This is a genomic window from Nitrospirota bacterium (assembly GCA_016207885.1).
GTDB lineage: Bacteria > Nitrospirota > Thermodesulfovibrionia > UBA6902 > UBA6902 > JACQZG01.
Map to the genome: position 1 here is coordinate 75,315 of JACQZE010000004.1, position 25,038 is coordinate 100,352.

Consider the following 25,038-nt stretch of genomic DNA (forward strand, 5'->3'; position numbering starts at 1 on the left):
TTAAGACACCTACTGTTGGCTCTTGTCAGAGGGGAAACAAAAGGAAAATCGCATCAAAGTTTCTCCCCTCTATAAAGAGGGGTGCAGGGGTGTGTTTTATATTCATGTCGGCAGCGCCACATAAAACCTGCTGCCTTTCCCCAACTCCGACTCCACCCATACCTTCCCGTTATGCCTCTCAAGTATCTTGCTCACGATGCTGAGGCCGATGCCCTCACCCTTCACTTCTTCAGGATGCAGCCTTTGGAAGACTTCGAATATCTTCCCCTGATCCTCAGGGGCGATGCCGATGCCATTGTCCTCAACACAATATACAGCCTGCCCGTCTTCTTTTCTCCCTGAGATACTGATGGCCCCGGGACGTTCAGGGGAAAGGAACTTGATCGAGTTGCCTATCAGATTGGAGAAGACCTGGTTTATCTGCATATTATCTCCGAAACATGAGGGCAGGTCTGCTATCTCTATCTTAGCCCCTGAATCCCTGACCTGAAAATCAATGGCGCTGACAACATTTGAAACAAGGCTGTTCATGTCTATCTCTTCCTTCCTGATCTCGGCATGCATGGAACGGGAAAACGATAAAAGTCCTGAAAGCATGGAGTCTATTTTGTGAATGCTTAAAAAAATGAAATGCTTAGACTCTGATATATCTTTTTCAATAATTGAAGCGATCTTTTCCTTAACCCCTTGTGAAATGTTTTCTCCCTCCAATGATGAAACCGCTTCCTGAAGCGACTTTGTGAGAAGCTTGCAATAACCCTGTATATTGATCAGCGGCGAGCGAAGGTCGTGTGATATCGTATAAACTATCTGCTGAAGCTCCTTGTTCCTCTCCTTCACCTGCTCGTTCAGATGATCGCGCTCTTTCTCTGCCTGCTTGCGCCCGGTGATATCCTCAAAAATGGCGACAAATTGCTCATGGCGCGGGCTATAGGCCGTGACCATAAAATACTTATCAAGTTCAGCCGAATAATTTGAAAAATGTATCGGCTCGCCGGTCAATGCTACGCGGCCGTAAGTTTCGATCCAGAATGGTTCGGTATCCGGCAGCACCTCAAGCACCGTTCTGCCTATCAGGTCTGCCGCGCGGAGCCCGGTCAGCCGTTCAAAGGCAGGATTGATCTTCAGGAAACGATAGTCAACCGGCCTGCCATTTTCGTCACAAATGATCTTGTGCAAGGCAAAACCTTCAAGCATGCCGTTGAAAAGATCGGCATACAGCTCTTCGCTCTCGCGCAGCGTGTCTTCTATACCTTTGCGCTTAGTGACGTCGCGCGCAACAGCGACCAGATAGCTCCGGTCTAACTGCACAAATTTCAGGCTGACCTCTACAGGAAAAGTTGACCCGTCCTTCCGCAGATGGACACTATCCCATATGCCGGATCCTGTTCTCCGGAGGCTATCCATTATTGTCGTAAAGTCTGACGGCTTGACAACGGGATCAATGTCGAAAACCTTCAGTGACAGGAATTCCTCACGGCTGTAGCCGAGGTCTTCACACGCTTTCCTGTTTACATCGAGGAAATTCCCTGTTTCCGGGTCAACAAGTTCAATTGAGTCATTGGACTGATCGATCAAGGTTTGATAGAGATTGAGATTCTCCCCGCTCTTCGTTAACTCAGCCAATACCTGCTTCCTGCGCCATTCATGCCGCAAAAGCCCGAATGTTGCCGTAGTAATCCCAAAGGCCCAGAGAACCAGCACTCCTATAAATAACTGTCTGTACTCCTCCCATTCTCTCTTTCTATTTACTCCGATAAGATCATCTATCTTCTCCGCATCTTTGATAATTTCCAATACAAGAGCGTTGATCTTCTGATCAACAGCCCAATCAATTCCGGGTTTCTCAGCGGCCTCCACATGCTTAGGGGCTTCAGTTTTTAACATTATAAGGTTCAGCCTGACAGCTTCGGCATAGGCGCGCATTTCAGGATCACTCAGCGGCTCTTTAATAAGGCCATGTTCGGTCTCTCCGCCGTTGAGGATAGAATCTGTGAGATGTATCGCCTCATCTATATGCTCCGTGACCTCCCTGATATCCATATCGGCATTTGCGTCAGAAGCCTCCTCTATCAGGAAATGCGCCAATGAGGTATTGATCTCGATGTCCATGGCAGCGTCGATAAAAAGCGAATCGGTATACTGGAGCCTGGTGAGATGGGCGCCCAGCAGGAAAAGAAAGAATGCGAATATGCCTAAGAATAAAACCGCTGACGGCAGGCCGTACGATTGCAGCGCCTTTTTCCAGACTGTTGAACTCTCTTTCATCTTTTACCTCTCTCTCCCGGCAGTTCCACATAAAACTTACTGCCTTTTCCAAACTCCGACTCCACCCATATTTTCCCGCCGTGTCTTTCAATTATCTTCCTTACTATCGCAAGGCCAAGTCCCTGTCCATGCACATCTTTATTGTGCATCCGGTAGAAGATGTCAAATATCCTGCCCTGCTCATCCAAGGGTATTCCAATGCCGTTGTCCTCAACACAATATACGGTTTGCCCGTCTTCTTTCCGGCCTGAGATGCTGATAGCCCCGGGACGTTCGGGAGAAAGGAACTTTATCGAATTTCCGATAAGATTGGAAAATACCTGATTTATCTGCTGCTCATCTCCGTAACATGAAGGCAGTTCAGACACGTCACATCGGGCTCCTGCTTCCTTCATCTGAAAATCAAATACATTCAGGACTTCACGAATTATGACATTCATATCAAGCCCTGCCTTGTTCAGTTCAATACTTGCCGAACGCGAGAACATAAGCATTGAGGAGAGCAGTGAGTCCATCTTGCTGATGCTCGCGTCTATATATGACACAGCTTCAGGAATATCCTTATCCACGATTGAGACAGCCTCTTCTCTTCCTTCTTTTGCGGCGACATCCTGCGTGAATGCAGAAACAACCTGCTGAACATCATCGGCCAGCATCCTGCTGTATCCCTGAATATTGATGAGCGGGGAACGAAGGTCGTGCGATACCGTGTAAACTATCTGCTGTAATTCCTTGTTTTTAACCTCAAGCTCCCTGCCAAGGCGCTCCTGCTCCACGACCGCCTTCTTCCGCAGAGACAGGTCCAGGCTTGCCGTTCTGAGAAGATACAGAATAACAAGGCCGAAAAATATAGTTATCGCCAGAAAGAGAACACTTATTTTTTTGAGTACCGCTCCTCCGCTGCCGCCTATCACCTTTTCATGGTCATGAAGGTATACTATCTGCCATCCCGGCATATTTCTTAATTCCTTTTGATGAATATGGTATTCCTTGCCGGCAGAATCAACAACCCGATTCTCTTTCGCCCTTATAACTCCCGACCATTCCCACGGCCCTTCTCCAAACTGCTTTGATCCCTTTATCTCCAGCGCCTGCTCAGGCGTGACCTTCCACAATGTCTTATAACGCCAGTCTTCACGGTTAGAGTAGAAGATCACCCCGTTGGGGCCTGTCATCATCATTACGCCTTCATAGGGTTTGACTATAGCCGCCCTCAGATGTTCTATGTTCTCTTTGATCACGATCACGCCTGAAGGGCGTTCATCTTTATTGACATAAACAGGGTAGGCGTAATATAAACCGCGTTTATTTGAGGTCACTCCGAGCGCCGCGTATTCTGCCGGAACGCCGCTGAAAGCCTGCCTGAAGTAAGGCCTGAATGAGTAGTTCTTCCCGACAAAACTGTCCGGAGAGTTGCGGTTGGAAGAGGCTATCGTGTTGCCGTTAACATCCATAAGGTAACAGACATCCATGGCCTCCATGATGGAGCAAAGACGGTCAAGCTGCCTGTTAGCCCCTGAGAGAGTCTCCGCGTTTCCGCTTTTAACAGCCTTTTGGAACTCCTCCTGCCTTGAAACAAAACCGAGAATTCCGGAGTACTCTCTGATATGCAGATTAATATCATCAGCAATATCATTCACAAGTTCTTCTGCCATGAAATTTGCCTCATCATAGGTTTTATCGCGAAGTGAATTGAAAAAGATGACCATACCCAATGATATGGAGAAAAAGGCGAGGAATGCTATTGTTGATATAATTATACGAAGCTTCATAAATTTAGATATGTAATGAAGTTGCAGTTACACTTATTACATATTTAATCATATCACTATTCGGCAGTATCTAAAAGAAGAAAACCTTATCCCGCGCTAATGGACTTCTCGATCTTCTCCCGCTCACCCGGAGTTGCCATAAAGACAAGGCTGTCATCAGTCTTCAGGCTATGGTCATCAGAAGGGTTATAGACCCAGTCCGTCCCGGTCTTTACGGCAAGGAGCAGGGCATCATGGTTCTTCCTCAGGTGCAGCGAGGAGAGCGGCCTTCCGGACAATGAGACGGGAACTTTTATCTCCTCGATCCTGAGGCTCTTGCTCTTGTCCCTCAGCATCGTGTCAAGGAAGGATACGACCGAAGGCCTTATCATCTCTGAAGCCATTCTCAGCCCGCCTATGAAGTTCGGGGAAACGACCGCGTCAGCGCCTGCCTTCTTTATCTTCTCGCTGTGTTTTATATCATTGCAGCGGGCAATGACCTTTATGGAGGGGTTCAGGTCTTTGGCAGTAAGGCTTATCACAAGGTTCTGGTTATCATCCCCTGTAACGGCAAAGAGCCCTTTGGCCCTCTGCACCCCTGCCATGAGGAGCGCGGCATTGTCAGTCGCGTCCTTCTCAATAAATATCTGGTCAGGATATGCCTCAAGGAACATCTCAAGATTCTTCCTGTCTGAATCCACAACCAGAAAAGGCCTCTTCGTCGCCAGCAGCTCACCTGCTATGTGATATCCGACCCTCCCGATTCCGCATAAAATATAATGATCTTTAAAATGCATCGCTTTCTTCTCCATCTTCCTCCTCCTGAAAGACTCCTTGAGTTCTCCCTCAACAACATATGCCGTAACGTTAGTGATTATGTAAGAGAGTACGCCTATGCCTGAAAACGCAATGAACATTGTGAATAACCTTCCGCCGGGGCTTGCCGAAAGATTGACTATCTCGCCGAAACCTATGGTGGTGATGGTGATGAAGGTCATATAAAGGCAGTCGATAAAGGAAGAATTACCGCCACTGATAATGTGGTAACCCGATGTCCCTGTTATCAGGATGACGAGCAGGGCCATGCCCGCGATTATGAATTTTCTGTAGATATGTTTATACATGGAATAAGTCATTCCATGATATCACATCGAATTTATTCTGTCATTTAGAAGGAGGTGCGACTGAGAAATCTTTGCTGTCCGCATACGGCTTGAGATTCCTCACCCCTGCGAAGATTCGGAATGACAAAAGAGGAAATGGGAAAATGGTGCCGAAGGGGGGACTCGAACCCCCATAGGTTGCCCCACACGACCCTCAATCGTGCGTGTCTACCAATTCCACCACTTCGGCTTCATTTTGAGCTTACAATAATATCACCTGAGGCGCTAAGATATCAAGCGGTTACGAAAACCGGCAGCCTGCGGTACTACCCCATGAATGAGGAGATGACAAATTTCAGGAGCAGAGAAGGGAATATTCCCAGAATTATCACCATGATTGACGTAAAGGCAAGTGTAAGCTTTACAGCATTGGGAACGTTAACCACAGCAAACTCCGCAGCAGGTTCCTTCATATACATATAGACAACAATCCTGAGATAAAAGAATGCTGAAACAGCGCTGAATATTACCGCGATTATTATCAGGTTTGTATACCCCGCCTTTATCGCCTCCATGAATATGTAAAATTTGCCGATAAAACCTGCCAGAGGAGGAATGCCTGTCAGGGAGAACATGAATATAAGCATCAAAGCGGATACAAGCGGATTCTTCTTTGCAAGCCCTGCGAAGTCCTGAATGCTGTCGCCTGTGATGCCCTCTCTCCTCATAAGAACAACAACGGTAAACGCGCCGAGGTTCATGAGGGTATAGATCATAAGATAGTTAAGCGTTGCGGCAAATGCTTCCTGTGTTCCAGGAAGAAACCCTATCACAGCGTATCCGGCATGGGCTATCGAGCTGTACGCAAGCATCCTCTTGATGTTTGTCTGTGACAGAGCCAGAATGCTTCCAACAGCTATCGTGACCATCGCAAGCGGCTCAAGGATCATCGACCATTGCAATTGCAAAGCTCCGAATGCGCTGAAGAAGACCCTGCCCATAACGGCAAATGCCGCTGCTTTCGGGCCGGTGGACATGAATGCTGTTATGGATGTCGGCGCGCCTTCATAAACATCAGGAGCCCACATATGAAAAGGCACAAGCGCTATCTTGAAGCCAAAGGCTGTGACAAAGAATATCAGCGCAAGCAATGTGACAGGGCTGTCAACAAGTTTGAGGCCATTGAGCGAGGCTGCTATCTCATACAGGTTAGTGGTGCCTGTAAGCCCGTATGCCAGCGCTATGCCGTAAAGCAGGAATGCCGATGAGAATGCTCCCAGAAAGAAGTATTTTATAGCAGCCTCATTTGAACTGCGCCTGTTCCTGAGTATGCCGGCAAGTATATAAAGAGAGAGAGCCATCAGCTCAAGCCCTAAGTAAAGCACCATCAGATCGATCGCGCCAACCATTATCATCATGCCGGATGTCGCGAAGAAGAGCAGCGCGTAATACTCCCCTAAAGATGCGCCCTCTATATCCATATACTTGAGTGATATCAGGATAGTGATAATGACAGTTATATAAAAGATAAGCTTAAAGAACGAGGCATATCCGTCAAAGATGAACATGCCCTGAAAAACGGTTCCGGACAAGACCGGATCCATAAGGCTGAAATTATAATACGCGGAGAGAAGCGTTCCGAGTATCCCGGCAAACGCTACAGCCTCCTTCTTCTTTATTACAAGGTCAAGAAGCAGCACCGCAAGCCCGGTTCCTATCATTATGAGCTCAGGCGTTAGAATCCTCATGTTCTCCATATTGAACAAATCAGTTGCCTCCTGATAACCATTGCATGTAGTCGAGCATAAACCCTGCCGTGTTATTTATCTCTATCCCTCTTAACATATGCTGTACGGAAGCATGCATATAGCCGAGGAAGAGGTTGGGATACAGCCCTATCCAGAAGACGAGCAATATCAACGGAAGCAGTATAATGACCTCCCTGAAGTCAAGGTCGGAAACAGATATGCCCTCCACCACTTTTCCGAAGAATATCCTCTGATACAGCCACAGCATATATCCCGCGCCGAGAATAATTCCGGTTGCCGCAAGTATTCCGTAGGTATTATTTTCAGTGAACGCCCCCAGTATTATGAGGAATTCTCCTATAAAGCCGTTGGTAGAAGGCAGGCCTATTGATGCGAATGTGAATATCATGAATATGCCTGCGTACCACGGGACGAGCTTTGCAAACCCGCCGTAATCAGATATCTGCCTCGTATGCGTCCTCTCATAGATCATGCCGACCATCAAAAAGAGCGCGCCGGTGATAATTCCGTGATTCAGCATCTGGAGTATCCCGCCCTCAACGCCCTGAGTGTTCAGCGCGAAGAGCCCGAGTGTGACAAAGCCCATGTGACTGACGCTTGAATACGCGATGAGCCGTTTGAGGTCCTTCTGTGCAAAACAGACAAGTGCGCCGTAGATGATAGCAATGACAGATAATATCATAAGGAATGGCGCGAAATATTCGGTAGCCGCAGGGAACATAGGCATGGAGAACCTCAGGAAGCCATATGCTCCCATCTTTATCAGCACCCCTGCAAGTATGACGCTGCCGGCTGTGGGCGCCTCTGTGTGAGCGTCAGGAAGCCACGTATGGAAAGGGAACATCGGAACCTTCACCGCAAAGGCGGCAAAGAAAGCAAGGAAGAGCCAGTATTGAAGGCGGACGGGCATATTCATATCGCTGAGCGCAAGGATGTTCAGTGTCCCGCCGGCGTAAAAATAAAGCACCACAATGCCGACAAGCATAAGCACGCTGCCGACAAGGGTGAAGAGAAAGAACTTGACAGCCGCATATATCCTGTTGCTGCCGCCCCATACACCGATAAGTATGAACATCGGTATAAGCATCATCTCCCAGAAGAGATAAAAGAGGAAGAAGTCAAGAGATACAAAGACCCCGAGCACGGCTGTCTCAAGCAGGAGCAACGCGATATGGAATTCCTTGACCTTTGCCTGGACTGACTTCCAGGATACAAGCACCGAGAGTATGCTCAGCAGGATAGTGAGAAAGACAAATAGTATGCTGATGCCGTCAATTCCGATAAAGTAGCTTATGCCCCACGAAGGTATCCACTCATATCTCTCGCCGAACTGCATAAGGTATGAAGTCTTGTCAAAACCGGTCAGTACCGGGATCGATATGAACATAACGCCTGCTGTGACAATAAGGCTTGTCCACCTCACAGCCCTGGCGTTGCTCATGAAAAGAAGCGCCGCCGCCCCTATCAGAGGGAGGAAGACCATGAAGCTCAAGATAGGATATTCAGATTGAAAGTATATTTCCTGCATCTATCGTCCTTTTAGAAAAAAAACATCATTCCGATTATTATCAGCACTCCGGCTGCCATCATAAACGCGTAAGATGATATAAGGCCTGTCTGCATCTTGCGCAGTCCCCGGCTGAATGACCCGATGAGGCTTGGAACGCCGTTGACTACTCCCTCTATAAGCCTGATGTCAAAGAAACCGAGTATTATTCTGTCAGACGCCTTGATGAGCGGGTTTACAATTGTTTTGGCATAAAGCTCATCCACCCAGTATTTGTTATAGAGCAATGTGTAGACAGGCTTAAATGCCTCTGCGAACTTCTGAGGCAGGCCTGTCTTTGAAATATAAAAAAGTATCGCGGTCACGATCCCGGCGATGCTGATAATTACAGAAGCGCTCATGATCATGATTTCGTCACTATGGGAGCCTTCACCTGCAGGGTGCCCGAGTACCGGCGCAAGGAACTCTCCTATCTTATCCCCGTGCTCAAGCAAAAGCGGAGGAATGCCCACCCATCCGGCTGCGACCGCGCCGGCCGCAAGCAGCATCAGCGGAACGGTCATGACTGCGGGTGATTCATGAAGGTGGTGCTTCTGCTCTTCTGTTCCCCGGAACTCACCGTGGAAGGTGAGGAATATAAGCCTGAATGAATAAAAGGCTGTCATAAAGGCCGCGACGGTTGCGAGTATCCAGAGGAACTTGCCCATATCCCCGCCGGAAATATACGCTCTCCATAATATCTCATCCTTGCTGAAAAATCCCGACAGGCCCGGTATGCCTGATATGCTGAGCGAGGCGATTATAAATGTCCAGTAGGTGACCGGCATATATTTTTTCAGTCCGCCCATCTTCCGCATGTCCATCTCATTGCCCATCGCGTGAATAACGCTGCCTGAACCAAGAAAAAGTAATGCCTTAAAGTAGGCGTGAGTATAAAGGTGGAAGATACCGGCGGTATAAGCCCCGACGCCAAGCGCGAGGAACATATACCCCAACTGGCTGATGGTTGAATACGCGATAACACGCTTTATATCATTCTGGACAAGCCCTATTGATGCAGCGAATATCGCGGTGGCCCCTCCGACAACCGCAACGGTCGTCATCGCTGCGGGCGACAGGCTGAAGAGCGGGTTACAGCGCGCAACGAGATAAACACCTGCTGTGACCATAGTGGCCGCATGTATCAAAGCAGAGACAGGCGTCGGCCCTTCCATAGCGTCAGGCAGCCAGACATGAAGAGGCATCTGCGCGGATTTTCCCATAGCTCCGCAAAACAGGAGAAGACATATAAGCGTAACAGTATCGACCTGATGGCCGAATAGGTTTACCGTCTGTCCGATAACAGAGCCCGCGCCGCTGAAGACCTGCATGTATTCAATGCTTCCAAAGGTGAGAAATATCAGTATCACGCCGAGCCCGAAACCAAAATCGCCGAACCTGTTCACAATGAACGCCTTCTTGCCTGCGTTTGCAGCAGAGCTCTTTTCATACCAGAAGCCTATCAGAAGATATGAGCATAGCCCGACCGCCTCCCATCCGAAATAGAGGAGTATGAAGTTGTTCGCCATAACAAGCATGAGCATTGAAAACACAAAGAGGCATAAATATGCGAAGTATCTTGAGTATCCTTTATCGCCATGCATGTATCCTATGGAATATATAAAGACCAGAGAGCTTATCGAGGTAACGACAAGAAGCATTATGGCTGAGAGCTGGTCTATGAGAAAACCGATAGGAACGCTGAAGCTGCCTGATACGAGCCATTTATATACTTCAATCCTGATAACCTGCCCTGAACTGACATCAAAAAATGCCGATACCGCAAGCAAAAATGATCCAACCACAGCAGGCACAGCTATCCAGTGCGCCTTGTCTCTTATCCTGCCGCCGAAGAGGATATTGATTATAAAAGCAGCCAGCGGAAGTAATGGGATTAAAATATATTTCATATGGTCAGTTTCTAACTCTTATTTTCATCCCTTTAATAAATTTATCTCATCAGAATTGAGCGTCGGGTTGTTCTTGTAAAATACTATCAGTATGGCAAGCCCTATAGCCGCCTCTGCCGCTGCGACGGTAATTACAAAAAATACCATCACCTGTCCTGTCATGGACTGAAGGTAATGGCTGAAAGCCGCAAAACTGATATTAACCGAGTTAAGCATCAGCTCCATGGACAGAAAGATCATTATAAGGTTGCGCCTGACCAGAAAACCGAAGATACCGATACTGAACAGCACAGCGCTCAACATTACATACCAGCTTAAAGGTACCACTGACACCTCCTAATCAAGTTTCCTCTTTGATAAGACAACTGCCCCGATTATAGAGACAAGCAATATCAGCGATGCTATCTCAAACGGCAGCAGGAACTTTGTAAATAAAATATCCCCTATGACCTTTATATGCCCATCCGCCGTGATCTTCTCTATAGAATACTCGCCAAGTTCAGGATATACCGCAAACCCGCTCAGCACAGGCAGCAATAAGACAATAAAGCCAACGGATACAAGCAGGCCGACTATCCAGATGCTCTGAAACTTTCTCTCCTTCTCTATCTTTCTCAGGTTAAGAAGCATGACGACAAAGAGGTATAGCACAAGGATGGCACCCGCATATACTATTATCTGAATGGCGGCAAGAAATTCGGCATTAAGAAAAAGGTAAAGCCCTGCAATATGAATAAAGAGTATGAGCATCCACATAACACCGTGAACCGGGTTCCTTCTTGTAACAACAAGTATGGAAAGGAGTGTAAGCGTTACTGCGAAATATGCGAAGAATATCTGCGGAAGTGTCATACCCCTCCTCCGGCTGCTATCTTTTCAACTGCCTTGTGAGCGATGTCCGCTGACTTCGGCCCCCAGAACTTCTCAAAATAAACTTTGCCCTTGTCTCCAGCCATATATTTATCCCAATTCTCCAGCAGGCGTTCCTTTGTATAGTAGAACTCCTCTCTTGTGTAGCCTGAATACTCAAAGTGGTCTGTAAGCGCGATAGCTCCGAAAGGACATGCCTCAACACAGAAAGCGCAGAAGACGCACCTGAGCACATCTATCTCATACCTGTTAACGACCTTTATATGGTCCTCGCCGTCGCTTGTGTAGATGTGGATACATTTAGACGGACAGACAGCAGCGCAGAGGCCGCAGCCGACGCATTTCGCCTTGCCTGTCACATCGCTTCTGACAAGCGCGTGCAGGGCTCTCGCACCCGGGAAAGGAACCCTCTTCACCTTCGGGTACTGCCTTGTGACCGCAGGCGTAAAAAGCTCCTTCATTGTAAGGGCGAGCCCGCCGAGGATCTCTATGAAGAATACTTTTCGTAACAGTTCTTTAAATGTCATACCCATAACAGTTTAATAAATGCTGTGATCACAATATTTGCAAGGGCTAAAGGTATAAAGAGCTTCCAGCCTAAATTCATGAGCTGGTCATACCTGTATCTCGGAAGCGTAGCCCGTATCCAGAAATAGAAGAATATAAAAGCATATACCTTCAGGAGGAACCATACCGCTTTCGGCACATGCGCGAAGATCCAGAAATCAGGCCCGCTCCATCCGCCTAAGAAACATACGGCAGCTAAAGATGACATTACGAACATACCGGCGTATTCAGCCATAAAGAAGAGGCCGAAACGCATCCCACTGTACTCGGTCGCGTAACCGGCAACCAGCTCTGTCTCTGCCTCAGGCATATCAAACGGCGCCCTGTTCGTCTCAGCAATGGCAGCCATGACAAAAACGAAGAAGGCTATGGGCTGCAGAAAGATAAATGGCAGGCTATGCTGCGCGGTGACGATCTGTTTCAGGTCGGCGCTGCCCGCAAACATCATGACGCCTACGAGGCTGAGCCCCATGGCTATCTCATAGCTTATGACCTGTGCTGAAGACCTCAGACCGCCCAGGAAAGAGTATTTTGAATTAGATGCCCAGCCGGCAAGGATGATGCTGTATGAGCCGACAGATGAAAGCGCAAGTATATAGAGAAGGCCGATATCAAGGTTCACCACGGAGAACTTCTCCCAGAATGGTATCACCGCAAAGGATGCCAGCGCAGCCACAACACCCAGGACAGGCGCAATGTAAAATATCGGCTTATCAGCTTGCGCCGGAATAATATCCTCTTTAAAAAACAGCTTAATGCCGTCGGCTATCGGCTGAAGCAGGCCATGCCACCCTACCCGCATGGGGCCCATGCGAGCCTGCATATGCCCTATGACCTTGCGCTCAAAATAAACGACATAGGCAACATGCAGCAGAACAACACCGATTAACACAGCTATCTTTAAGATAAGTATCGCGAATTCAATCATATAGTCAATGTATTTTTATTCACTTCCCACTACATCATCATCAGTTCCATGAGAAGCCTTCTTGAGTTCTCATCATTGGGGTCAAGGTCAACCGCCTTCTCAAGCGTCTTTATGGCCTTGTCGGTCATCCCGCTCTTTGCGTAAGAGAACCCAAGATGAAAGAAGGTATCGGCATCTGTCGGATTAATGGCTATAACGCTCTCAAACGCCTTGATAGCCTCCTTCATAAGGTTCTTTTTCGTGTACGACCTGCCGAGGTGATAATAAGCAACCGCGTATTTCGGGTCCCTGCGCACGACCTCTTTGAAGTTCTCAATAGCCTTGCCCATTCTTCCTTTATGGTAATAGGTAATGCCGGCAAAATAATAAGCCCCGACATACTCGGGATTGATCTCTATGACCTTCTCAAATGTCTCGATAGCCTTGTCTATGCTGCACATACGGTAATACGCCATGCCCTTGGCAAAATAAGCATCAGCCCACTTCGGCTCTGACTTAAGCGCCTTGTCGTAATATTCTATGGCATCCTCAACAAAGCCGCCGTCATACATGAACTTGCCCATAAAGTAATTCGCTTCGGCGTCCTCAGGGTCAAGCTTAAGCGCCTCGTCCATCTCGATGACAGCGAGGCCGAGAGATGCAGGGCCGCCGCGGCGGCGGTACATGAGCGCGCTTGCTATATAACCTTCGATGGACTTTTCCATACGGCTGCCGCAGTCCTTGCAGAACTTGCTGTCTTCCTGGTTGCCTGTGCCGCACTTTTTACATAACATTTATTTTCATCTCCTTTTAAAGACTCCCCTCAGCAAGCAACGGGGAATCTTAATGTTAATGAATTATTGTTTTTATATTCGCTGCTTGACCCTGTATCGGAACAGGGTCTACGCTCGCTATCCATTTTATTGTTCCTGTTTCCCCCTTAAACCGGAAGAAATTAAATAAATTATCTGTCACATTCACCAAGAACTATATCTATGGAACCGATATTCGCTATAACATCCGCGACAAGGTTGCCCTCGCACAGTTTCGGCAGGACCGATACATGCACAAAGGACGGCGCCCTCACCCTCATCCTGTAAGGCTTCCCTGTCCCGTCGCTTACAATATAAAATCCGAGTTCGCCCTTGGGCGCCTCTGTTGCGACATATATCTCGCCTTTAGGCGCTGTCTGAGGCCCTTTCGTCATAAGAATGAACTGATGGACCATGTGCTCCATATCCTCAAGCACCTTCTCTTTTGCAGGGAGCACGAACTTGGGTTCGTCAGCCAGAATGGGGCCAGCAGGCATCCCGTCGATACACTGTCTTATTATCGAATTGGACTGGCGCAGTTCCTCCATCCTGACACGGTAACGGTCATATATGTCGCCGTTCTTTCCGACAGGCACTTCCCATGTGAGTTTATCATAGACGCCGTAAGGCATAAACTTTCTGACATCATAGGCAACACCGGAACCCCTGAGGGTGGGCCCGCTGAGCCCCCAGTCAACAGCATCTTCAGCAGATATGACGCCTATGCCTTTTGTCCTCTTGAGCCATATCCTGTTCTTATCTATGAGGGTCTCGTACTCCAAAACCCTTGTGGGAAACTCTTCCGTAAATTTATAAAGGTCATCCAGCCACTCGTCATCCACATCGCTCTTGACGCCGCCTATCCTCGGATAGGTAACCGTGAGCCTCGCGCCGCAGAGCCTCTCAAAAAGGTCGACAAGCTTCTCCCTCTCCCTGAAGCAGTAGAGAAAGACGGTCATCGCGCCTATATCAAGGGCATGTGTGGCAAGCCAGAGGAGATGGCTCAATATGCGCGCCATCTCTCCGGTGAGCGTCCTTATATACAGCGCCCTTTCCGGCACCTCTATCTCGAAAAGCCTCTCTACCGCCGTGCAGTACCCAATGTTATTCGCCATGGAAGAGATATAGTCCAAACGGTCAGTAAGCGGCAATACCTGAAGATAAGTCGAATTCTCAGAGAGCTTTTCCACTCCCCTGTGAAGATATCCGATATGCGGCGTGCACTTCACAACGGTCTCACCGTCAAGGTCGAGCACAAGCCTCAGAACGCCGTGGGTTGCAGGATGCTGAGGCCCCATATTGAGCGTAAGCTCTTCTGTTTTTACCCTGCTGTTTCCCTGTCCGCTCTTATTTCCCATAGTATGTTTCACGGCAAAGAGCCGCTATTAAAATATATCTTTAAGAACTGCTGCCGATGTTCCATTCATCGTCACTTGTATGCAGAACCTGCGCTTCCTCGTAATCCTGATATTCCCATGTTTCAGAACCTTTAAGAGGATAATCTTTCCTTAAAGGGTGGCCTTCCCATTCCTCAGGCATAAGAATGCGCCTCAGGTCAGGGTGGTTGTTGAAGATTATGCCGAACATATCATAAGCCTCCCTCTCATGCCAGCCCGCGCCTTTCCATATCCGGATGACGCTCTCTATGGTCGGGGCATCGCTGGGCAGAAGCGCCTTTATCCTGATCTGGTGGCGGTGCGTCAATGAGTAAAGGTTATATACAACCTCAAAACGGAATCTTCTCTCAGGATAGTCGACTCCGCAAAGGTCGGCAAGGTAGTCCATTTTTATATCAGGATCCACCTTTAAAAAATGGCAGATATCAAGTAACCTCTCCCGCTTGACCGTTACAGAGACCTGCCCCCTGAACTCTGATATATCAACGACCTCGCTGATGAATGCCTGCTTTAATTTTTCAGCTATCTCTAATGGTTCCATAATTCAATGTAATCCGCTTATCTCCAGGGGCTCCATCTGAAATGCTCCTTCTCTATCTTCTCCTGAAGCTTTATCAGTCCTTCCATCAGAGCCTCAGGCCTCGGCGGGCATCCCGGAACATATACATCAACAGGCAGGAAGCAATCGCACCCCTGAACAACGGCATAGGTGTTGAATATCCCGCCTGAACATGCGCAGCTTCCCATCGCCATTACATATCTCGGCTCAGGCATCTGGTCATATACCCTTCTGACGACAGGGGCCATCTTCTTTGTTACCGTTCCGGCAACTATCATAAGGTCTGCCTGCCTCGGAGATGCGCGGAAAATGATACCGAAGCGGTCAAGGTCATAATGGCTTGAGCCCGCAGACATCATCTCAATGCCGCAGCAAGCAAGCCCGAATGTCATCGGCCATATGGATGACTTCCTGCCCCAGTTGACCACCTTGTCCAGCGTCAGAATGAATACATTTGAACCGGGGATCACCCTTATGCCTTCCTCAACCTCTATGAGATCAGGCTTGCCGGAAACATCCTCATCAATTATTCCCAAGTAAGAGCTCCTTTCTTCCATGCATATGCGTATCCGACCAATAGAATAAAAATAAATATCATCATCTCGACAAAGCCGAACATTCCGAGATTGTCGTAAGAAACCGCCCACGGGTAGAGAAAGACCGCCTCAACATCAAAGACCACAAAGAGCATTGCGACGATATAGAATTTGACAGAGAACCTGTACCTCGGCTCGCCTACTGGAAGGTTGCCGGATTCATACGGTTCCAGCTTCTGGGCATAAGGCCTCCTGGGCCTCACAAAGAGCCCGGCTATTATTGCTCCCAAGCCCACGAGCACAGAAAAAAGAAGCGTCGCGATTACTGGCAGGTAATGTGATGGGATATAAGTTCCTGGCATAACAGATTGATTAATACATAAAATACAGCACCATGTCAACAATTATTAAGCATGCTTATTAATAGTTTTGAATAACTTATTTATGTATATATGATCCAGCATGCTGGTCTTATAGAGTTAACAACTTGTCCTGATCCGATATCGACCATTTTCTTGACGTCAGGAAAATGGTCAGAGTCACAATAATCAATAGTCTGCAAGCACCATCGAGAGATTTTTAGGGCTGTGAAACTGGCCCCAGTTGCTGGCTTCAGCGAACTTGCGAAGTTTTTGCTGGATATTAGTGGGGGAAGTATATGCTTTAACCTTTTCTCAGCCTCATTAGATGAGAACAAAGGAATTTAACTAAAATTCCGTGTTGCGATAGATGGCTTTGAAAATGCCACCAGCCAGAATCAGTTGCATTAAGAATTTTAGGTTTATATTTGCTTGCAAAAGCGACAGCAACAAATTTTTTATCAGAAGGGTCAAAACCAGTTAATGCCGGATCATTTGGAAATTCTTTAAAATCATATGTATCAGTGTCGCATGGCGTTATCTCAACACTTTCACATCGTTTAGAGTTAGCTTGATTATCCCATAACCATTTTACAAAAACATCCCCTGAAAGAGATTGTCCTGAGCGATTGGCATATCTGAAATATTCATCGAAGAACAACCCGCCAGAATCAATTACAACTTTTTGTTTCTCTCTTGCTTTTTGTAAAGCATCTATACATGCGACGATACAGGCATCATCGGAATGATCCGACCTCTGATTGGCAACCACAATAACATTTGTATCAACCACAACAGCTTTCATTTATGCCTTCTTCATTTTTCTTTCCATAATTGCTTTTTGCATAGCTGCTATCTCGCCGAATTCATCCCCAAAAAATCCTTCCGGCCAATTTTCCATATGACCAAAAAGATCTAATGGGAGATGAGTCAGTTTAGATTTCCCATTTCGCATCTCACAAAAATAAAGGGCACTGTCCTCGTTTGAAATCTGTTGTTCTGCAATTCTTCTTTGTAACCTTCTTAATAAATGTTCACTGTGGCTCTCAAGTATAATTTGCACTTTTCTGTTTTTAATAGCATCAATAAAGACATCAGCTAACCCTGCCTGAACTGCAGGGTGTAGATGAATCTCGGGCTGTTCCAAAAGTATTATCGAGCCTTCCGGCACATAGTAGCATATAGTCAGAACCGGGAGAATCTGAGAAACTCCGAATCCAACATCGGTTATTAAGACCTCTGCACTATCCGAAGTTCTTTTCACTTTAACTCTGTAAAGATTACTTTCTGGAGTAATTGGTTCTACTTTAAAGCTGTGAATCAGATTCAATTCCTTCAACCAATGTGCTACATATTCCTCCAATGTAAATCCTTTTCTCCCATGTCCTCGTGGGATTTTTTTCCCCCCTTGACGAGCTGCTAAAATAGCGTCTATAACTTTCTCGCCACGACGACCCATATCAGCAGGATAAGCGCCTGCCCAGGTGTATTGCCTCTTTGGATATTCACGAAGAGGCCCGAGATAGTAGATATTTGAAAAAAGATCCTCAAACGCAAGCTGAAAATCAGATAAAAAGCCAGCATTCTGATAATAGGCTTTAACTTGATCTGGAAATCCATAGCACTTAATAGGAGGAGGAAGTTTCCAAACCCTTCCGGTAACCCTCCAAAATCTAAATTTTGACTGATCTGAATCCTTTTCAGATAACAAGTCATATTCATCTTTCTTGGCTGTACGTTTCATTGTAAATAAATTTTCGGCAAATCTATACATTAACTTATGAATTGAAAGCCGTCCTCCGCCATGTTCTTCTATCTCAGATTGAAACTCTATTTTATTATCCTCGAACATTATCAGGTTTTTATGTTCTGGATCTTTAACTTGAAGTTGTTCTTTAAGGTTCCAATCCATGCCAAATTTCAAAACTGCTTCTTTGGAATGGTTATATAAAACATCCTTAAATGTTCCGAGTTCTACAAGGCTTCGATCATCACCAAGATTAAGTACTTGAGATCTATCAGACGACTCAGCTGTTTGCTTGAGCATGAGGAGGAGTTGTAGAAGACTGGTTTTGCCTGAACTATTAGTGCCAAATAACCCCGTCAGAGGTGCCAGCCGGAAGTCTCCAGTTTTTTCCCATGATTTAAAATTTTGAAGAAACATTTTAGTTATCATATCCGTACCCTCTGAAGGAAACTTTTAAGAATGCATTTATTCTGTCACAACTTCTATTTTTTGTCACCACTCCCCTCCATAATCGCAATCTCTGATGATGATTAATTATTCTGAATCAATAAACTCTTCCCTTTTAACGATTGCCCTATTATACTCCAGACATACAAAAGTGGGAACAGAATAGATTTTCCAAAATAAAGAGAAAATTGTATAATCAAAAAAACTTTATGATCTCATCTGTCTGCTGAACAGCCTTTTGAAAGGATCACAGCCATGCGTAATATATTCCTTCATCCGAAAAGGTCCATTGCCGCGAAACTCATCATCGCCACAGGCCTGCTTATCGTAATACTGAGCTTTATTTTCTGGTTCGCCATCTTCCTTAAGCAGCAGAAAGATGTCATGTCGATCGCGGTTGAGTACGGGAACTCTTTTACTGATTTTATAAAGAGGAGCACACGCTACAGCATGCTCACTCTTCACAAAGATGCGATCCAGGAGACGCTCGAAGATATAAACACTGCTCAAGGTGTTGAAAGGGTAAGGATATTCGGCCATTCCGGCAACATATCTTATTCCTCCAATAAAAATGATGTCGGCGCTTCAGTCAGCAGGGATTCAATAACCTGCACAGGATGCCATCTGGATACTGCAAAACCATCGATGCTTTTACCAAAGCCTAAAAAATGGGATTTCTACAAAAGTACGGAAGGAGTAACAACATTAAAGCTTGTTGACACGATAAACAATGAACTCTCCTGCTATACCGCTGCCTGCCATGTGCATCCGCAGGAGCAGAAGATATTAGGCTTCATTGAAGCTGACATATCTCTGGCTCTGCTTGACGAAGCGCTTTTTAAACAGGGGCTCGCGCTTACGGCTTATATCCTTATCTTTGTTCTGGCGATATCATTGTTCCTCGGCATAATCAACTATAAAATAGTTACACATCCAGTTAATGAACTTTCAAAAGGCATGGAGCATGTTGCCACGGGCGATCTTGATTATTCGGCGCAGATAAATTCCATTGATGAGATAGGCATGCTGGCAAGCACTTTCAACGCCATGCTCAAGGATCTGAAGGCGGCAAAAGACCAGAGGATCTCATGGACTAAAACGCTTGAGGCGGAGATAGCCAAGAAGACCGAGGCGATACAGAGGGCTCAAGCAGGGCTGATGCAGACTGAAAAACTCGCCTCTCTCGGCAGGATGTCGGCAGGAGTTGCCCATGAGATTGCCGTCCCCCTGACAGAAGTCATAACACAGGCGCGTCTCATGAAAGGCCGCTTCCCTGATGACACCTCCGAGGCGAAAGAACTTGACGTAATGATCGGGCAGGCTGAAAAATGCTCTGAAATAATAAAAAATCTTCAGACATTTGCGCGCGCCACAGCCCCGGGGAAAGAGGCGATAGATGTGAACCGTATTGTGCAGCAGACGCTTTTGATGGTGCGGAATGGAGAGAAGTTTCAACATATTAAATTTAATACAAGTTTTGCAGAAGGGGAACTTATAACACAGGGCGTTACAAGCCAGCTTCAGCAGATATGCCTCAATATGCTCATGAATGCTTCGGATGCGATGTCGGAAAAAGGTGAGATAATTGTTGCGACACGAAAAGTCACAGAAAGCGGCAATCCTTACGCTGAGATAGAATTCACTGACACCGGGACAGGCATTAAGGATGAGGATATGCCTAAGCTCTTTGAACCATTTTTTACGACCAAATCCGATGAGCACGGCACCGGCCTCGGCCTTTCCGTAAGCCACGGCATAGTCAAACACCTTGGCGGACATATTAACGTCTCCAGCACGCCCGGCAAGGGAACAAGTTTTTTTGTCAGGCTGCCTTATTTTGAGAAAGCATGATGCGGAAAATATCTGTTGTTATGAAAGGAAACCTTGAAAGAAGATAAAAAACCTGAAAAGCAATGCCGGGCTGACAAGGCGATCGAGAACTCATGCCAGATAATCGGCGGTGACTTCAGCAGGGCAAGCGAGGTATCCATGCAGCTAAAAAGAGAGCTCATCGCGCTGGAACTGCATGAAGATATTGTGAGCAGGGCATGCACCGCTGCCTTTGAGGCAGAGATGAACGTTATCATCCACGCCGCAGCCGGATGGCTTCGTTACTATATTACTCCTGATAAGCTCAGGATAGTCATTGAAGACATGGGGCCGGGCATAAAGGATATTGAACTGGCAATGAAGGAAGGTTATTCCACAGCCCCTGACTGGGTAAGGAAGATGGGATGGGGGGCGGGCATGGGACTTCCCAATATAAAGAAAAATTCCGATGAGTTTAAAATTGATTCTGTCGCAGGCGAAGGGACAAGCCTTGAAATAATAATAAACCTTGATAAAAACAAAGGAGATAAAAAATGAAACTGGCTGATCTGGCTGAGGAGCTTTCACTGAAAGTTCTGACGTATAACGAGGGCACAAGCAGAGAGGTATCAGGCTGCTACATCAGCGACATGCTCTCTGATGTGATGGCAAACAGCAAAAAAGGAGATATCTGGATAACGATACAGGCCCATACCAATATCCTGGCTGTGGCAAACCTTAAGAACCTTTCTGGCATCATAGTCGTCAACGGAAGGGAGGTTGATGATGAGACGCTGAAAAGGGCCGGGGCAGAGAAGGTCACGATTCTGTCGAGCAGCCTTTCCGCATTCGAGGTCGCAGGCAAAATATACAAGATGATCATGTGACATTCATGCTTAAGCAATTCAAAGCTGACCTGCACATACATACCTGCCTGTCGCCATGCGCTGATATTGAGATGTCTCCTAAGGCGGTTGTAAAAACCGCCCTTGAGAGAGGCATTGATATGATCGCCGTTACTGACCACAACTCCGCCGAAAACGTAGAAGCTGTCATGCACGCCGCGGAAGGAAGCGGGCTGGCTGTGCTTTGCGGCATGGAGGCCTCAACTGTTGAAGAGGTGCATATACTCGCCCTTTTTGAAGGGCACGAAGGCATCATAAAGCTGCAGGAGATGGTTTATAATAAACTCATGCCGGGCAGGAATGATCCTGAAATTTTCGGTGAGCAGGTGATAGCTGACGAAGAGGATGATGTTCTCGGTTTCAATGACAGATTGCTGATATCTGCAACAGGCATTACCGCAAAATCACTCGTAGATACCGTCCACGCCCTCGGCGGCATTGCAATAGCATCTCATATAGACAGAGAGGGCTTCGGAATAATATCCCAATTAGGTTTCATCCCTGATGACTGCTTGCTCGACGCGCTTGAGTTCTCTTCGCGTATATCCTTTGACAAGGCAAAAGAGCTTTACGGCAATTACAGCAACTTCGCATGGCTCTCATCTTCAGACGCACACAGGCTTGAAGATATCGGCAAGAGGACAACCGTCTTTACCATGGAATCGCCGACATTCACAGAGCTTGTATATGCCTTAAAGAATATGAATAGCAGAAAGGCGGTCTGGGAATAAGTGTTGAAAATAAAATCCTATCTTACATTACCTAATGGAGGAAAGAAGTAATGGCAAAGAAAATTATGAAGACATCTGGCACCCATGCGTCGCCTTTCGAGCGAATCAAGCGCATGAACGATGCGGGTATGGAATTTTGGTCCAGCCGCGACTTTTCCGAGATCATTGGTTACGGTGATTACCGCAATTTTGAGGGGGTTATTGAAAAGGCTAAAATGGCCTGTTTCAATAGTGGACATCGCCTCGAAGACCATTTCGTTGACGTCACCGAAATGGTCACCATCGGCAGCGGCGCGGAACGACCTGTTAAAACCATCCTCCTGTCGCGCTATGCCTGCTACCTGGCTATTCAAAACGCCAATCCCAACAAGGAGATTGTAGCGCAAGGACAAACCTACTTCGCCATTCAGACGCGGCGACAGGAATTGGCAGACGAACATATCGAAGAAAATCGGCGCCTGTTATTACGTGAAGAAATGCGCCGCCACAATGCGCAACTGGCCGATGCGGCCAAGGGTGCAGGCGTCATCGAACCAATAGACTACGCCATCTTTCAGAATCACGGGTATATGGGGCTTTATGGCGGGTTGAAGCAGGAAGACATTCACCGCAGTAAGGGCTTGAAAAAGAGTCAGAAGATTTTGGATCACATGGGCAGCACGGAATTGGCGGCAAACCTGTTCCGTGCGACCCAGGCTGAGGAAAAACTGCGCCGGGACGAGGTGAAGGGAAAAGACTCCGCGAACCGGACGCATCGTGAAGTAGGCGCGAAGGTGCGGCAAACCATCCGGGAACTGGGCGGCACGATGCCCGAAGAATTGCCGGTGGCGGGAAGCATCAAGAAGATCGAGACCAAACAGCGCAAGCAACTCGGCAAAGCTGAGACGCCCGCAAAAAAGAAAGGCAAGTAACCGATATGGCGCTGCATAAAGACTCTCCTCTGACATCAAGCTGTTTTTTCATTGACCACACGTTAAAATTTATGCTACCGTTCTGATGATAGCTGGTTTTATGCAAAATTGCCTATGAATACGATTAGCCAAATAACTATAATTCTGATATTGGTAACTGCTATCATTTTTGGATCTGAACAAAAATCAGATACGGAAGAATTAAGTCACAATAACCTCATTAACGCAATACCTGAAAAAGATATTGACTATGGTTGTGGTTGTGCGTATTTTTTGAAATCCGAGGGAACACCTATTGTTTTCATATCAGATATGGAATTTGAAAACGCAATAATGAATATCAATGGCATGACGGTAAATATTATTCCAGAGCATATTGATGACATTCCTAACAATGCAAAAGTAGGAGATAAGTTTTTGCAACGTTATAATTATAAAAACATTAAATTGATTTTTGAAAATATAATTAAATCTGTTTGTACCCCAGATGATGAAGGTTGCGAAGATGTAAAATTTGATTCCAGATTAACCATAGAAGATGGAATTAAAGATGAAGTTTACCAAGTTCAAGGTCATTGCGGTTGTTAATCGAATAAGAGCATGAGAGACCTCTCACTTCATATACTCGACATCGCGGAGAACTCGATCAATGCCGGGGCTGATAATATCCTGATAAAGATCAATGAAGACACACATGAAAATACCATGACTATCGAGGTCAGGGATAACGGCAGAGGCATGGACAAGGAGACTCTGCTGAATGTCTCAGACCCGTTCTTCTCGACAAAGAAGGTGCGCGGCAATATCGGGCTGGGAATCCCGCTCCTGAAGCAGATGGCGGAGGAATGCGGCGGGAAGGTCGAAATCGAGACCGCTGAAGGAATAGGCACTTCCATTACAGCCTCGTTCCGGCATGGCCACATAGACAGAAAACCGCTTGGAGACATTGCCAGCACAATAACGACCCTTATCTACTGCCATCCTGCGATAAATTTCAGGTATGAGCACGGCCGTGACGGAGATATATACAGCCTGAATACCGAAGAACTCCGGGAAGAACTCGGCGATATGCCGCTGAACTCTTCGGAAGTCATTAAATTTATTAAAAACAGTATTAACTCATGGATTAACAACACATAATACTGTTAATATATTTTCCATATAAAGAACAATATTTATCCAACAGCCTTAAAGTTAATAACTCCTTATGGAGATGTCATGACGCATAACGGCAAGATATTGGTAGTTGATGATGAACCGGACGTTCTGAAGAGCTGCGAGAGTATCCTCAGGCAAGAGGGCTACAGTATCGACAGCGCCGGAAGCGGGCCGGAGGCTATCGGCATCCTTCAAAATAATGAATACGATATCGTCTTCACTGACATTGAACTGCCTGAAAACGGCGGAATAGAAGTCATTAACTGGATCAATACTTCAAGTCCCGGCACCGGAGTAATAGCTACCGCAGACAACCCCTCGCAGGAATCTATTATGGAAACCCTCAAACTCGGCATTGTTGATTATCTCCCGAAGCCCTTTTCCCAGCCGGTGCTTATTGATGCCGCGTTCAAGGCGGTAAGCTTTATGAGGGAGAGGAGTTCATCTGAATTAAGCGCTGAAGAAGAAACTATGGCTGCCAGAGAAAAAGAGATAGATGTCAAGTCCGGCGAACTTGAGAAGATAATCTCCTCACATCGTGATACCCCGGGATGCCTTATCCCCGTCCTTCAGCAGGCACAGGAACTCATAGGTTATCTGCCTGCCTCTGTTCAGCGAAAGATAGCAAGAGGGCTTAATATCCCGGTGGCAGAGGTACACGGAGTTGTCTCGTTCTATTCCTTCTTCAGCATGAAGCCTAAGGGCAAACACGTTATAAAGGTCTGCCTTGGAACGGCATGCTATGTCAAAAGGGCTGAAGAGATACTGGAGAAGCTCAAGGAATCATTGGGGATAAATGTCTCTGAGATAACAAAAGACAACCGGTTTTCATTAGAGAGCGTCAGGTGTCTCGGCGCGTGCGGGCTTGCCCCGGTAGTTGTGATCGACCATGATACACACGCTTCGGTCAACCCGGTCAAGACGGCGGAGATGCTTGCCGCATATGAATGAGGCTGAGGCGATAAAAAATAAATAA

At 46.7% G+C, this 25,038-nt stretch carries 25 protein-coding genes and 1 tRNA gene; 8 read left to right on the forward strand and 18 right to left on the reverse strand.

Annotation, left to right across the window (positions count from 1 at the left end; genetic code table 11):
- Positions 1-102 precede the first annotated feature (102 nt).
- From HY807_03020 to HY807_03105, 18 genes are all read right to left on the reverse strand, one after another.
- Positions 103-2,268 carry a PAS domain S-box protein gene (locus tag HY807_03020; protein ID MBI4825380.1) on the reverse strand — a complete coding sequence of 722 codons (2,166 nt, stop codon included), beginning with the start codon at positions 2,266-2,268 and terminating at the stop codon, positions 103-105.
- Positions 2,265-4,040 (reverse strand): hypothetical protein, encoded by a 1,776-nt coding sequence (locus HY807_03025; GenBank protein ID MBI4825381.1) that lies wholly within the window; start codon positions 4,038-4,040, stop codon positions 2,265-2,267. The genes HY807_03020 and HY807_03025 overlap by 4 nt, the downstream gene beginning before the upstream one ends.
- 86 nt (positions 4,041-4,126) lie before the next feature.
- The gene (locus HY807_03030) at positions 4,127-5,155 is read right to left on the reverse strand and encodes a potassium channel protein (protein ID MBI4825382.1); all 1,029 of its coding nucleotides are present in this window, start codon (positions 5,153-5,155) and stop codon (positions 4,127-4,129) included.
- A 132-nt stretch (positions 5,156-5,287) separates the two neighbouring features.
- Positions 5,288-5,372, reverse strand: a tRNA-Leu gene (locus HY807_03035).
- 76 nt (positions 5,373-5,448) lie between these two features.
- Positions 5,449-6,870 (reverse strand): NADH-quinone oxidoreductase subunit N, encoded by a 1,422-nt coding sequence (locus HY807_03040; protein MBI4825383.1) that lies wholly within the window; start codon positions 6,868-6,870, stop codon positions 5,449-5,451.
- Between the two features lie 19 nt (positions 6,871-6,889).
- Positions 6,890-8,419, reverse strand: a complete 1,530-nt coding sequence (locus HY807_03045) for an NADH-quinone oxidoreductase subunit M (GenBank protein MBI4825384.1) — start codon at positions 8,417-8,419, stop codon at positions 6,890-6,892.
- An 11-nt stretch (positions 8,420-8,430) separates the two neighbouring features.
- Positions 8,431-10,347 carry an NADH-quinone oxidoreductase subunit L gene (gene nuoL, locus HY807_03050; GenBank protein ID MBI4825385.1) on the reverse strand — a complete coding sequence of 639 codons (1,917 nt, stop codon included), beginning with the start codon at positions 10,345-10,347 and terminating at the stop codon, positions 8,431-8,433.
- 24 nt (positions 10,348-10,371) lie between these two features.
- Positions 10,372-10,674, reverse strand: coding sequence for an NADH-quinone oxidoreductase subunit NuoK (gene nuoK, locus HY807_03055; GenBank protein ID MBI4825386.1), 303 nt, complete (start codon positions 10,672-10,674; stop codon positions 10,372-10,374).
- A gap of 9 nt (positions 10,675-10,683) precedes the next feature.
- Positions 10,684-11,199, reverse strand: coding sequence for an NADH-quinone oxidoreductase subunit J (locus tag HY807_03060; protein MBI4825387.1), 516 nt, complete (start codon positions 11,197-11,199; stop codon positions 10,684-10,686).
- Positions 11,196-11,744, reverse strand: a complete 549-nt coding sequence (locus HY807_03065) for an NADH-quinone oxidoreductase subunit I (protein MBI4825388.1) — start codon at positions 11,742-11,744, stop codon at positions 11,196-11,198. The genes HY807_03060 and HY807_03065 overlap by 4 nt, the downstream gene beginning before the upstream one ends.
- Entirely contained in the window at positions 11,741-12,712 is a 972-nt protein-coding gene (gene nuoH / locus HY807_03070; GenBank protein MBI4825389.1) for an NADH-quinone oxidoreductase subunit NuoH, read from the reverse strand. Before nuoH ends, HY807_03065 begins: the two co-directional genes overlap by 4 nt.
- Positions 12,713-12,741: 29 nt before the next feature.
- On the reverse strand, positions 12,742-13,485 hold the full coding sequence (locus HY807_03075; protein MBI4825390.1) for a tetratricopeptide repeat protein: 744 nt from the start codon (positions 13,483-13,485) through the stop codon (positions 12,742-12,744).
- A 170-nt stretch (positions 13,486-13,655) separates the two neighbouring features.
- Positions 13,656-14,861: an NADH-quinone oxidoreductase subunit D gene (locus HY807_03080; GenBank protein ID MBI4825391.1), complete on the reverse strand. Its 1,206-nt coding sequence runs from the start codon at positions 14,859-14,861 to the stop codon at positions 13,656-13,658.
- 40 nt (positions 14,862-14,901) lie between these two features.
- On the reverse strand, positions 14,902-15,441 hold the full coding sequence (locus HY807_03085) for an NADH-quinone oxidoreductase subunit C (protein ID MBI4825392.1): 540 nt from the start codon (positions 15,439-15,441) through the stop codon (positions 14,902-14,904).
- Positions 15,442-15,458: 17 nt separating this feature from the next.
- On the reverse strand, positions 15,459-16,016 hold the full coding sequence (locus tag HY807_03090; protein MBI4825393.1) for an NADH-quinone oxidoreductase subunit B: 558 nt from the start codon (positions 16,014-16,016) through the stop codon (positions 15,459-15,461).
- Entirely contained in the window at positions 15,986-16,357 is a 372-nt protein-coding gene (gene ndhC / locus HY807_03095; protein ID MBI4825394.1) for an NADH-quinone oxidoreductase subunit A, read from the reverse strand. Before ndhC ends, HY807_03090 begins: the two co-directional genes overlap by 31 nt.
- Positions 16,358-16,658: 301 nt before the next feature.
- The gene (locus HY807_03100) at positions 16,659-17,159 is read right to left on the reverse strand and encodes a hypothetical protein (GenBank protein MBI4825395.1); all 501 of its coding nucleotides are present in this window, start codon (positions 17,157-17,159) and stop codon (positions 16,659-16,661) included.
- Positions 17,160-18,530, reverse strand: a complete 1,371-nt coding sequence (locus HY807_03105) for a DUF3696 domain-containing protein (protein ID MBI4825396.1) — start codon at positions 18,528-18,530, stop codon at positions 17,160-17,162. It abuts the gene before it with no gap.
- Between the two features lie 273 nt (positions 18,531-18,803).
- On the opposite strand from HY807_03105, the gene HY807_03110 reads away from it, so the two are divergent.
- The 8 genes from HY807_03110 to HY807_03145 all read left to right on the forward strand — a co-directional run bounded on the left by HY807_03110 (position 18,804) and on the right by HY807_03145 (position 25,013).
- Positions 18,804-20,399 carry a HAMP domain-containing protein gene (locus HY807_03110; protein ID MBI4825397.1) on the forward strand — a complete coding sequence of 532 codons (1,596 nt, stop codon included), beginning with the start codon at positions 18,804-18,806 and terminating at the stop codon, positions 20,397-20,399.
- 81 nt (positions 20,400-20,480) lie between these two features.
- Entirely contained in the window at positions 20,481-20,915 is a 435-nt protein-coding gene (locus HY807_03115) for an anti-sigma regulatory factor (protein ID MBI4825398.1), read from the forward strand.
- Entirely contained in the window at positions 20,912-21,244 is a 333-nt protein-coding gene (locus HY807_03120; GenBank protein MBI4825399.1) for a serine kinase, read from the forward strand. The genes HY807_03115 and HY807_03120 overlap by 4 nt, the downstream gene beginning before the upstream one ends.
- A gap of 5 nt (positions 21,245-21,249) precedes the next feature.
- Positions 21,250-21,993: a PHP domain-containing protein gene (locus HY807_03125; GenBank protein ID MBI4825400.1), complete on the forward strand. Its 744-nt coding sequence runs from the start codon at positions 21,250-21,252 to the stop codon at positions 21,991-21,993.
- A 65-nt stretch (positions 21,994-22,058) separates the two neighbouring features.
- Positions 22,059-22,904 (forward strand): DNA damage-inducible protein D, encoded by an 846-nt coding sequence (gene dinD, locus HY807_03130; GenBank protein MBI4825401.1) that lies wholly within the window; start codon positions 22,059-22,061, stop codon positions 22,902-22,904.
- 114 nt (positions 22,905-23,018) lie between these two features.
- A complete protein-coding gene (locus HY807_03135; GenBank protein ID MBI4825402.1) occupies positions 23,019-23,492 on the forward strand; it encodes a hypothetical protein in 474 nt (157 codons plus the stop codon).
- Positions 23,493-23,504: 12 nt separating this feature from the next.
- On the forward strand, positions 23,505-24,044 hold the full coding sequence (locus tag HY807_03140; protein ID MBI4825403.1) for an ATP-binding protein: 540 nt from the start codon (positions 23,505-23,507) through the stop codon (positions 24,042-24,044).
- A 78-nt stretch (positions 24,045-24,122) separates the two neighbouring features.
- On the forward strand, positions 24,123-25,013 hold the full coding sequence (locus tag HY807_03145; GenBank protein ID MBI4825404.1) for an NAD(P)H-dependent oxidoreductase subunit E: 891 nt from the start codon (positions 24,123-24,125) through the stop codon (positions 25,011-25,013).
- Positions 25,014-25,038 lie beyond the last annotated feature (25 nt).